This is a genomic window from Sphingobacterium sp. UGAL515B_05, assembly GCF_033097525.1.
Classification (GTDB): domain Bacteria; phylum Bacteroidota; class Bacteroidia; order Sphingobacteriales; family Sphingobacteriaceae; genus Sphingobacterium.
Map to the genome: position 1 here is coordinate 1,475,895 of NZ_CP109907.1, position 12,173 is coordinate 1,488,067.

At 40.7% G+C, this 12,173-nt stretch carries 8 protein-coding genes; all 8 read right to left on the reverse strand.

Annotation, left to right across the window (positions count from 1 at the left end):
* Window positions 1–9: 9 nt before the first annotated feature.
* The 8 genes from OK025_RS06030 to OK025_RS06065 are packed head-to-tail and all read right to left on the reverse strand — an operon-like array spanning window position 10 to window position 12,173.
* Window positions 10–1,782: a LamG-like jellyroll fold domain-containing protein gene (locus tag OK025_RS06030; protein ID WP_317668698.1), complete on the reverse strand. Its 1,773-nt coding sequence runs from the start codon at window positions 1,780–1,782 to the stop codon at window positions 10–12.
* A 27-nt stretch (window positions 1,783–1,809) separates the two neighbouring features.
* Window positions 1,810–3,411 (reverse strand): DUF5008 domain-containing protein, encoded by a 1,602-nt coding sequence (locus tag OK025_RS06035; RefSeq protein ID WP_317668699.1) that lies wholly within the window; start codon window positions 3,409–3,411, stop codon window positions 1,810–1,812.
* 11 nt (window positions 3,412–3,422) lie between these two features.
* Window positions 3,423–4,163 carry a fasciclin domain-containing protein gene (locus tag OK025_RS06040; RefSeq protein WP_317668700.1) on the reverse strand — a complete coding sequence of 247 codons (741 nt, stop codon included), beginning with the start codon at window positions 4,161–4,163 and terminating at the stop codon, window positions 3,423–3,425.
* Between the two features lie 16 nt (window positions 4,164–4,179).
* A complete protein-coding gene (locus OK025_RS06045; protein ID WP_317668701.1) occupies window positions 4,180–5,772 on the reverse strand; it encodes a RagB/SusD family nutrient uptake outer membrane protein in 1,593 nt (530 codons plus the stop codon).
* 12 nt (window positions 5,773–5,784) lie between these two features.
* Window positions 5,785–8,952, reverse strand: coding sequence for a SusC/RagA family TonB-linked outer membrane protein (locus OK025_RS06050; protein ID WP_317668702.1), 3,168 nt, complete (start codon window positions 8,950–8,952; stop codon window positions 5,785–5,787).
* A gap of 14 nt (window positions 8,953–8,966) precedes the next feature.
* Window positions 8,967–9,950, reverse strand: coding sequence for a DUF5007 domain-containing protein (locus tag OK025_RS06055; protein WP_312337998.1), 984 nt, complete (start codon window positions 9,948–9,950; stop codon window positions 8,967–8,969).
* 2 nt (window positions 9,951–9,952) lie between these two features.
* Window positions 9,953–10,621, reverse strand: a complete 669-nt coding sequence (locus tag OK025_RS06060) for a fasciclin domain-containing protein (protein WP_317668704.1) — start codon at window positions 10,619–10,621, stop codon at window positions 9,953–9,955.
* A 1-nt stretch (window position 10,622) separates the two neighbouring features.
* Complete coding sequence (locus tag OK025_RS06065) at window positions 10,623–12,173, reverse strand: RagB/SusD family nutrient uptake outer membrane protein (protein WP_312338002.1); 1,551 nt, start codon at window positions 12,171–12,173, stop codon at window positions 10,623–10,625.

Here is a 12,173-nt window from a genome sequence, read left to right on the forward strand (position 1 = left end):
CATTATCGGTTAATTATTGGAAAATGCTGGAGACCAGCTTTGGGCATCCAAATTAAATTGTCCTACCTCAAGGATATTCATCCAGTTATAGATCATCAATGGGGCATCAACTGTACGAACAACATAACGATCCATGCGCTCCGGCAAAGTCGGGCACAATGAGGCACCCCGTTCTGAAAAACTATTCCAAACATAACTTCCTGTCAACTCAAAATTTCGTTTATTCTTACTTTTGTCTTTCAGTATTGCGCCACCGTCGTCAGCAGGCCAATAGCCAATCAAATCATTGTAAAAGGGACTTGTAGAGATTGCCATCGTTGAACAGGATATTGCTTTAATCACGTCATCCGGAATCGCTGCCTTATAGATTCTAACATCAGCAATAGTATGAGCAAAACCACCATTATTTCCATAAGACCCCTCATAATAGCCCAATTTTAGTGGACTATCAGAACTTAAATTCCGACCAGCAAATGTCGTATTCGTACTTTTTAGATCGCCATCTCTATACATCTTCACAATACGGTTATTTCCGTCCTTGTAAATTTTTACGGTCAATGTATACCAAGTATCGAGATCGAAAGCTGTTCCATCTATAGCATAATTTGCTCCAGTTGAACTATTCCCAATAAACCTCCAACCTGAGCCTCCATTATATGTAATAGACCAACCAGCTGGAAAATTTGCAGCGCTGTTTTGCTTTCCGAAAATTACGCCATTTTGGGCTGTACCAGCCTTACCATTTCGACCATTCATTTCATTAACTTTCAGTTTCAATTGTATGGTATAGTCCCCGGCATCTACGCCCGTACCCAAATTATATAATGCCGCTTGAGCCGCAGGTAAATTTGCAGATCCATTCGCTTCAGAATACCGCACCGCCGAACTTGTCCATGCCGGATCTACCGTTTCCATGCGTTCTACTAATTTGTAGCTAAACTCCGGGTTATTCATTAGGACAAAATTATTGCGTTCTGGGATCGCAAATACACTACCATCTTGCAGTGCCGGATTAAGGGTATATTTCCCCCCATTAGTCGAAGCGACAACAATCAGCCAACGTTCGTTTTTATAATTTTTACGATTGGTTATCGTTTTTCTTATCTCGCCAAGTTGGTCATCAAACGTGGCCAATGCCTGGATATATTTATCATTCTCAGAACCATATCCTGTCTGTTCTCCCACTTGTCGAACACTGGAAAACGTTGCCATGACAAACGTAGCCTCATCCTTACTCAATTCATCCTTTGTTGCACTTAACACCTCAGCATCTGTAGACAGGACTTTATTATTGTCCACACTATTCGCTTCAATCAGTGTTGGCACGAGTGGATTGGAGGTCAATAGTGCCGTTCGGCTCCCTTTATATTGTTTAATCCGTTTGAAGAACGTCGGATAGGTTGCTAGATTATTGCCGTTCAATTGATCATCACTGACTTTATGTTTTTCAATTTCAGTACCTGTCAGCAGGTCAGCATAATCTGTGGCCAATGTTTCGTGTTCACTACTAACGGAATTCCAGCTAAAAACGCTGTTCATACTGAGCGCAGCCATATTGGGCATATGCCCATAATCTGTTGCTTCACTGCCAACAATTGTCCCAACAGCACCTTCAACGACAACATACGCGATCTTGAATTGATTGGCACTTAAGCCTAGATCCTTAGGTTCTGAGCCAAACTCAAGTTTATTCTCTATGCTTTTGTTGCAGGAAAACGCAACGACCAATAGTAGACAACCCCAAGCAGCAAACCTATATTTTTTCCATGTATTTCTTTTCATCTTTTAGATTTTATAGATAAATAAAAGCTAATCCAATAAAGTCAATCGAACGATATTGCCTAAATTATTTTTTCCATTAAAGGATTGGATACGACCGACAAGGGTAATTGTTTTTTGTCCCAGGTTATTGGTTCCTTCTAAGGAGTCATGTATCGTACCGACCAGCCTACCTGTGTTGTTAAAATCTTCTACTAAATTTCCCTTCGAATCGATTATCATCAAACCCTCGCGGATAATATTATTATACTTGCCAAAGGATCCCGTGACCAGAATGAGACTATTGGACAACTGTACCGCATAACCTGGAAATCCAGATGCAAAACCTAGGCTTTGGAAATTTGCGTCACTGCTCCCGTCTTCATTGAGCAGCACCATCCCATTGGCAGGTTTTCCATTAAACATGGTAAAACTACCTGTCACTAGGTATTTTTTTGTCAGCTTAGAATAACTTATATTAGATACAAAACCATTAGCTCCACTACCAACTTGAAAATCTGCATCAAAATTCCCGTCGCTTTTTAATCGGACAATGTTATTGGCATTTTGTGTATTGTTAAAGCGTGTAAATGCTCCAACTAAGATCAATTTGCCATCGTCTTGCAAAACTGCGTCGGCAATTATACCGTTAACACCCTCAAAACCTTTATTAGGCAGCGTCGTTTTATTAACAAAATAGCTATCATCCAATGCGCCATCGGCCTGCATGCGGGCCACACCTCCCATTGGAAAAATATCCATCAAGATATTGTCATAAGTAGATCGAGTATAATAATTGTTGACATACTGGCCAAACTGACCAACCACAGTTACCTTATTATTTTGGTAAAAAGTTTTTACGATTGGCGATAATGTACCACCATTAAAAATCGGCACGATCAGGTTACTTTTAGCCGGATCAGAAGTTAGGTTAAGGATCGGTGTAGATTTCACCTGCAGTGCTCCTGTACTACTGATCGTAGTCATATTTCGCACCAGCTTTATGGTATCGTACTGCGTGATATTGCCTGAGATTAAAATATCCTTATTGTTCATTTCAACCATCGATGTGATCGTACCTGTCACACCTTGGCCAAATTGCATCCCACGCACAAACTCACCACTATTGCTGATCCGTGCAATACCTGTAATTTTGGTCGATGCTGCATTACCATTATAGTCTGTAAAATTGCCGCCGATAAATACCTGATTGGCGGATGTCCTTAAAATCGAATAGATAGGACTATTCGCTCCTATGCCAGATTGGAAAGTTGGGTCAATAGAAAGCTTACCAACGATAGGCAACATCGGACCGGCAAATATCTGTCCATCAACGACAATTTTGACCCCACCGGTACTACAATCTTCAGGGACAATACCTGTCAAGGTCGAATCACTTATATTGGTGACTTGTGCCTGCATATTATTGATATAGAATTTCAGTTGATCTTTGTATTTCAATAAGCCTCGTATACTGAATACTACTTCTGCTCCGGGTTTTGCTTGGGAAGGAGATGGCGCCACCTCCCCAAAAACAACATCCACCGGTTCCTTACCTCCTGCATATGGATCTGGCCCGTATTCTAGCTTATTACTGCACGAATACAGACTAAGCATAAAAGTTCCTGCAAGGATATATTTCGTTATGTTCATTATTTCAACTATTATTTCGTATTATAATCTATTCCGAGCTCCATAGCTAAATCCGTGAATCGAGTCCCCATAAACCCAAAGATGTGGTTTCTGTAATTGAGAACATGCACCCGACCATTAGTTGGCTGAATATTGGAAGACGCCACAAAAGTACTGATCCAACCTTGGGTAGGATTTGTAAAGTCCGGGATATAAGAAACCATCAATTGTCTCGGTCCGCCGTACTTGATCGTAGCGTCGCCATTTTTCAGGTCATGAAAGACAACACCAACATTGATTGCTTCATCTGCATTATAGGTCTGATAGATCTGACCACCAAACGCGTATTTGGCAGTTGTATCCACTTGTCTGAAATCTGTCAAACCATAATCTCCTTTAATAATATATTGACTCAACAAACGACGATAAACCTCGGGTTTCACATCTTTAAACGATTTAATCGTATCCCTGCCCAATATATATAGGTTGAAATTCAGATTGAATAGCGCACTTTCAAACGCCGGATCCGGTGGAGCGAAAAAAGTAATCTTTTCATTTTTCAGGACATCTTCCATGCCCGCGTAACGAATAATCTGAACCAATGTATCAAACGGATCCTCAGGGCGCTGGGCTTTGGACTCCAAATACTCCATCATATTACCCTTAAAATGAGGATCATGAACACCGCTATCTTCAAAATAATCTTTGTTGCTACAAGATGCCAAAACGGTAAGCAATAAGATTACCGCAGCTAGGATATTATTTAATTTCATTTGCACGTTTTCCTTTCTATTTCCAGTAGTTATTTAATGTCATGTAGGGATTGTTGTTCATCGCTTTTGGATTGATCGGCCAAGTCCAGGCTTCCTGCAGATAGTCGCTATAAGTAACCGGATTAAAACAATATTTAGCATCGTATAGCTTCCCAGTACGCACTAGGTCATAATAATAATGTCCTTCTCCCATCAGCTCTTTGCATCGCTCCCAGTAAATCGCATCTTTCAGGTTATTATCGTAATTATTGCTAGCGGGATACAGCCCCGCCTCGGCACGCGCCCGAATCATATTAAGTAAGGTAGTAGCCTTAGTTTCGTCGCCCAAATTAGCGTTAGCCTCGGCCTGCAATAGAATTGCGTCAGCTAAACGAAGCATAATCTGATAGTTACCTAATGACTGTGCGGTATTGCCCTCACCTAATGCGAGATTAAAAAATTTAAAAAAAGTAAAAGCACCTGTTCCCGAAAACATAAAATTGTCACCCTTTGGGTCGGTAAACCAATATTTGATCCGTCCATCTTGTTCGCCATCGGGATACAGCGTGTGCATGTATTCTGGCCGATACGTTAACTCGCTTAAATTAGTCGTTGTCTGATTCAAAATAAAATAAGGCGCATGCAATACATGGGCGAAATAAGTCTTCCGTGTATTTGAATAGGATTCACCATAATTCACATTATTGGGGATTTCAAATAATCCCTCTTTTGAACGTCCATTAAATACCTCGGCAACCCTATTGATCGGTAATAGCTCATAGGCTTTACTTTCTAACACACCATCATTGTAAAGCTCATCACCGAAACGGTCAACAGCCTCATAATATGTTTTTTCATTTGCCTTATCAAAACCAGCAAGCCACATATTCAGATGCATCATCAAGGCTAGAGCCGAACCTTTCATGGCTCGTACCCCACGATTAGCAGGATCTGCATAAGTCCAAGGCAGGTCGTCTTTTACTTTCTCCAAGTCTTCCAAACAGGCTTTGGCAACTTGAATATGCTTTGTCCGTGGAAGAGGATCCTGGTTGTAAGCATCGGTAAAGTAAGGCACATCCCCAAATAGACGCAACATTACGAAATAGGACATACTACGCATAAATACAGCTTCAGCTTGATAAGCCTTCACTTCCGCTTGTGAAAATGAAGGATCATTTTCCGCGACTTTTGGCACTAGGGAATATAAAATATTAGCGGACTGAATCACTTTATAAATAGGCGTCCAATCACTGATTTTATCCCATTCGACATTGTAAGTCCAGAAACGATCGGCATCTGTTCCAGGTTCCGGACGAACAGTATTCACCAAGGTTCGAATATCACCCCGCGATATATAAGTTATATCAAGTCGATTAGGAAAGGTTGCCGTACGCAAAACAGGTGCGTTGCGGAAATCACCGACCAACAGAATAGGACGGTCGATACCTACCCCGACGCGAAAGAGACGATATATTTCTCGTGTAAATGTTTCCGCATCGTTTTTATCACGCCAGAAATTATTACCCGAAAGACTATCGGTCGGTTCCACATTTAAAAATTTCTTACATGAAGATATTCCTATGATTAATGCAACTGCACAAATCAGTTGTAAGAGGTTATTCTTTTTCATTTTCATCTTCGATTAGAATTGAACATTTAGACCAACAGTGTACGTTTTTGGTGTTGGATAGCCATCTGATCGGCCGTATCCCATCGCGGTTACACCCTCTGGGTTGGGGCCCGTGTATTTAGAAAAGGTGTACACATTATTGGCAGTACCATAGACACGTAAGGAAGTAATCTTATATTTCGATGTCCATTGTCGGGGGAAATTATAAGCTAATGTAATGCTATTGATTTTCCAATAAGATCCATCTTCCAAAAATAAGGTCTGATTTGGACGGAAAGGTTTTACACCGCCATTTCGTGAATAATCAAATGGATTAGGCAAAAATGCATTGTCGCCATAATTTGTCCAAAAATCATAACCATCCATCGGTAAGAGTGCTGAATTTTTTTGTCCACGTGTATCACCAAACAAGGGGTTACCGTAAGAATTCATCTGACCCGCCATAGCCGCATTGATCACATCACGCTTTAAGGTATAGGATGTATTAACATTTAAACTAATGTTTTTATATTGGATAAAAGTCGACAAGCCTCCCGTCACTTTTGGCTGCGCATTTCCAACAATCACCCGGTCACGATCATCGAGTATGTAATCACCATTTAAATCTGTCCAGTACGGATCACCCGCCTGAAAATAATACGTTTTTCCATCACGGATCGTTTTGTAGGTTTCACCGGTTTCAGGATTAATTGGAACGGACTCATTGGTTGGGAATACCCCACGATAATCGTACAACAAATAGGACATGCTATTGCGGCCGAGGCGATAATAAGTATCGAAACCATTCCCACTATTATCTCGGACAATATATTGTCTTGCATTATCCGGAAGACGTGTTAGAATATCATTATTAATAGCACCGTTCAACGAAATATTCCAATTGACTGGGCTATTTTGTGGAAGCGGTCTAAACATGAAAGTAAATTCATAACCATAGTTCACCATACTCACATCATTCCCTTTCAGCATACTATAACCATTGTGATCCGCTAGGTTGCGTTCCCATAGCATATTATCCACTTGCTTGTAATAAAACTCCTGAATTGTGGTAATCCTATTGTTTAAAATACCCGCCTCCACGGCCAAACTGGTGGACGTGGTAGTTGAAGGGATCAACTTACTATTCGGCATTTGTTTCCAATCAAATCCAATGGTTGGGTTATTATTAAATTCCCCTGTAAAAATATATTTACCATTGGCATCAAATACAGTTCCTGTAGGTACAATATTTTTACCCCAACCGGCACGGAGGGACAGGTAATCCAACCAATTTTCTGCAGCATCTTTCAAAAAGCTTTCTTTTTGCATATTCCATCTTGCAGAAATCGATGGATTTTTTTGCCATGGAACATCTGGGCCAACACTTGAGGATTTATCAAAACGATAGGTAAAATCCACAATATATTTCGACATATAATTATAGCTTAACGCTCCGGCAAATCCCGCAGAACGCACATCCGACGCATTATTTAAAACGCCACCTTTTGATGAACCATAACCTAAGGGGCCTTCCAGCTGATCATTACCAAAACCTGTTTTTTCCTGCGCTTTCGCTTTCAAATTCATGAGGTTTAACTCATTAAACACATAAGTAGTTAGAATATGCTTATCCTCAGGTCCCCAAGATTTAATGTAAGTCAGCTGCGCCATATTATAGATGGTATTCCGCTGCGAGTCGTAATTATATAATTTGGAAATATTATTGTTCGAAATACCCGGCGAAAAATTATCCGTACGATCACTGATGTAATTGTAACTAAAGTTATTTTTTGCACGCAATCCTGGGATAAGTTCATATTCCAATTCGACATTGGATTTGATATCTGTCATTCGGTTATCGTTGCGTCCCAAGATACTCGCGGCCACCGTTGGATCAACAAAAGGTGAATTTGGGGCTGGAAGCAATGACGATGCCGACGCCGAATTAGCTACCCCACCCTGACTAACGGCAGTTCCCGTACCCGTCTGTTGACGACCAATATTTCCGGCCATATTCACAAACATGCGAAAACGGTCAGTTGGTCGGTACTCCGAGTTCATCGTCAAGGTATAACGGTCGAAACCAGTATTTTGCACAATACCTTTTTGTGTAAAGTACTGGCCATTAATCTTATAATTGAATGTCGCATCTCCTCCGGAAGCATTTACGTTGTGCGACTGACTATACGTCGGTCGGTAAAATACATCTTGCCAATTCGTCGAATTATTAAAATATGGATTGAGACTATCCGAAAGTATTTGATTGTCAAAAATAAGATCCCGACCGTGATAATAACCTCCCGAATACCCCAATATTTGATTGATCCGCGAGAGACGTTCGTTTTTTCCGCCCAAAACATTGCGTAATTTAGGTGGCAGATTAAAAAATTGATTGGTCGAATACTGAATAATCGGCACCTTGGAAAGCCCTCTTTTTGTGGTGATCCGGATGACCCCATATGCTCCCCTAGAACCGTATAATGCGGTAGCTGCAGCATCTTTCAAGACGTCAACAGATTGTATATCCTCTGGAGGGATTAATGAAATCGGACTAATACCCGCACCGGCGCTATTAAATCCATATTGAAAGTCTGTATTGTCATCAACTGGCACACCATCCACAATATATAATGGTGAGGTTGGTGTCAAAAAAGCGTCTTGCCCTGATCCGCTAACTGAAATATTGGATAAACCACGTACTAAGACCGATGCTCTCACCCCAGGTTGACCGCTATTTACCTGGACGTTCATCCCCGCTACTTTTCCTTGCAACAATTCAGTCACATTGGAAACAGGATTGTCTTGTAATTGTTTACCGTCGATGGTCATCGATGAACCTGTCAAGGTCTCGCGTCTACGCGTCATAAATCCCTGAACGACGACTTCCTTCAACATGTTTTCATCTCTGGTCATGTAAATAGTAAAGATGAACGCTTTTCGATCTACCAATGATTGTGTTGTAGTCTTATAGCCTGTACTTGTAAAAATTAGGATATCATCTTTCGGAGCCGTCACCTTAAAAGATCCTCTTTTGTCTGACGACCCCAGTGCTTTATTCAATTTGGTGGACCTAATCGTTACATCAGAAACACCACTTCGTGTGGTCTGATCTTGCACGAAACCTGCTACATTCACCGTTTCTTGCGCCGTGACAAGCCTAACGATCAATAGTAAACAAGCAATTAGTATATATCTTCTCATTTGGTTTTTCATGGTTAATCGTTGTCAAATAAAGGAGCCTCATCCGGGAAGAAAAATATAATCTCCCAATCCCCTTTTTCATAAATATTGAAATCGAATCGTACTCCTGAAAATTCTCGAATTCCGCCGAATGCAATCCTTGTAAAAGTAAAGGACGTCGAAGCTCGCCCACCTGAAGTCCATTCTGTGGCTAATGTAGGAACCAACGGAATAGGATAAGCGACATCATAACGTACCGAAGTAGAATCTTTATCAAACGTTTTATTGAAACCATGCACCAACTTATCCCAATTTGTATTATTAAATCTTGACAATTTTATGGGTTGCAAGTCAGGTCCAAGGAATTTAAAACTTAGCGAACTTCCTTCGCCTTTCTTATAGAACCATATTTGGGGCTGCACCAGGGTTCGGGTAGAATCTCCCAACAAATTCATTGTTATTGTTGGGCGTAAAATCCCCCTCTCAACAAAAGGAGCGTAAGGTTGTTCTTTCAATGGCGTCAACAACATATTCTTAAAGAATCTACGACCGCCATTACTGCTGACTTCTACATCAAAATAATAACCGGAATCTGGATATGATTTCAACACAGTAGAATTACTTGTACCGTGCATTGTTAAATTTCCCGAATGCTGCGCGATCTCCCAAAGGGGCCTCATTACAGTATCCCTTTTTGCCTGTATTTCTGCTAAAGATTTTTCAGTCCCCGTATAAGGTTGCTTCCAGATGGATACCGGAAACAATTTTAGCAGCTCCGGTGCTTCCTTTCCTTCAAAGGTTCGGACGGCAGAAATTCGAAAACTCAAGGGTAAGGTGGATTCACCAGCATTAAAAATATCCTGAAATTGAGTTGTTTGCCCTAAAATTGGTTTAAATTCCGTCTGTGTAAAGTTCATATCCAAACTAAACGCATCTAAATCGGAGGGAAAGTTTTTCTTACAGCCAGATAAAAGAAATATGGCTACAAGGAACATTAATTGAATATATTTTCGATTCATAATTACAGGTTAAAGCGGTTTAAGAATTCACCAAATCCGAACTCATGACCATTGGCCAAGATATGAACGACACCATTTTGCGTCTTAATATTAACAGCTTGTGTAGCGGAGCGTGTCCAATATTGGGTAAAATTGGATCCCTTTGTATCACTATAGAATACGGTGACCAATCCACCATCCACCAATCCAGATGCTTCTTGTTTCACGCGCTGTGCGTGCATAGGTTGATCATGTGTCAAAGTATGCACAAATAAACCATCAACATAGAGCATGGAATCCGTTGTTACAATTCCCTTCACGATATACTTGCTCAATAGGATATCCAACTGATCCTTATCTAGATCTTTAATATACAAGGGCGCTTTCTTCTGATTCTTTCTGATCAAATTGAAATTGTTGATTGCAGACTGAAATGACGCATTGGTTGGTGCAAAGACAGTTAAGCTCTCTGAAGCAAGCTGATTTTTGAGTTCGGGAAAAAAGGCCAATGCATGCATCAAGGAATCATAGACCTCAGGTTTGGATTCGAAATATGCTATCGTATTTCCGGAGAATAGATTTTCTTGATTTTGAAAATCATAATAACCTTCTGTTTTATTGCAACTTGTTAGTATAAAACCAAACAATAAACCGAATATTCCGACACCACAATATTTTCTTATAGTTTTCATATTATTTCCAAAATGAATTTTGATTTAATTGGCTATTATTATTCAGTACATCTTGTGCAATGGGCCAGAATATGCCCTTTCCATCAATAAGTTTATTAAATTCAGGATCATTCCGCTTTAATTTCTTGTAGCGAACTAAATCATACCAACGCCAGCCTTCCCCCAAAAGCTCTCTTCTGCGCTCGGCGAATATTTCATCCAACAGATCGGCGTCACTAGGGGAATCATTTAGCCCTCTACTTTTGCGGACTTGGTCCAACAACCCTTTGGCCAAATCCTGCTGTCCCAATACAACGAGTGCTTCTGCACGGAGTAACGCGATTTCTTCCAAACGTGAAAAGACTATGGCTGAGCTAAATAATGGCAAAGAGCCATCTGCACCCGAAACACCCTCCCGGATCACTTTAATTTTGCTGAAGATGGGGTATTGACCACCAATATTAGAGAAATAGGTAGAAGCGATCGTGCCATCCTTGGCGATATTATACCGGACATCGTTGTCTTCTGTAAAAACCTGGATAATATGGTCATTTGGAATATAGATATCTGGGGTCGCTTTCGACACCAACGGGCTTGCTAATGTTAATTGCTCCAAATGTCCTTCATACGACGCTTCTCCCTCGGCCCATTTAAATGGAAATGCAACCAACTGTGAATTGGATGAATTATAGAAAAAACCATTTGCGGTGGTAATGTTGGAGGACAAGTTGAATGACGCCCCAGATTTACTTGCATTAGTAAGGACATAATCTGCATATACTGATGCTCCCAAATAATTACCTGACCAAGCGGCAATATGTGCCAGGATTGTATTTGCCGACAAACGATTAAAAAGTACACCGTTCCATCGATCGCGATTGGAACCATGGTAATTTAATGTAGGATATACTGGATCTGTCTCACTCCCATAAATAAAAGGCAACTCATCTTTGATGGATTTGATCTGATTTTCGGCATAGGCCAAAACCTCCTTTTCTGGGGAAGCTTTAATATTGGGAAAATTGCCTTCATAAGACTTATCCCAAATAGGTACATCACCCCAGGTACGGGCCAAAAGATAATAGCAAAACCCTTTGATAACTCGCATTTGAGCGATATCGATCTTATTGTTCAGCGCAGTATATTGCGCATCTAGGGGAACAATTCTGCCGGAATTTTCGATAAACAGATTGGCCGCATTGATCACCGCATAGAATTTACGCCAGTTGCTCAATTTTTGTACTAGGGGATAAGATGAATTTAGTTCACCAGCTATAATAACATCCAAGTCTCTTTTATTAACCGCCGAAAAATCCCCGGATCTTAACTCGCCGTACATCCAATAGCCATTATCTTGTGCCAAAGCGGTACGTAACAAACCATAAACTCCCATCAGTGAGCTTCGTGCATCGTTAATATCTTTCCACTTGTTCTCTTCGTTGACAATATGTCTGGCGTCAACGTCCAGCATGCTGCTACAACCAGATAACAATGGGCTCGCCGCAGCAAAAGCAATCAGTAGCAGGCTCAATTTGCTACATTTCCGCACGTTTCGTTGTGTTGTTTTCATCAT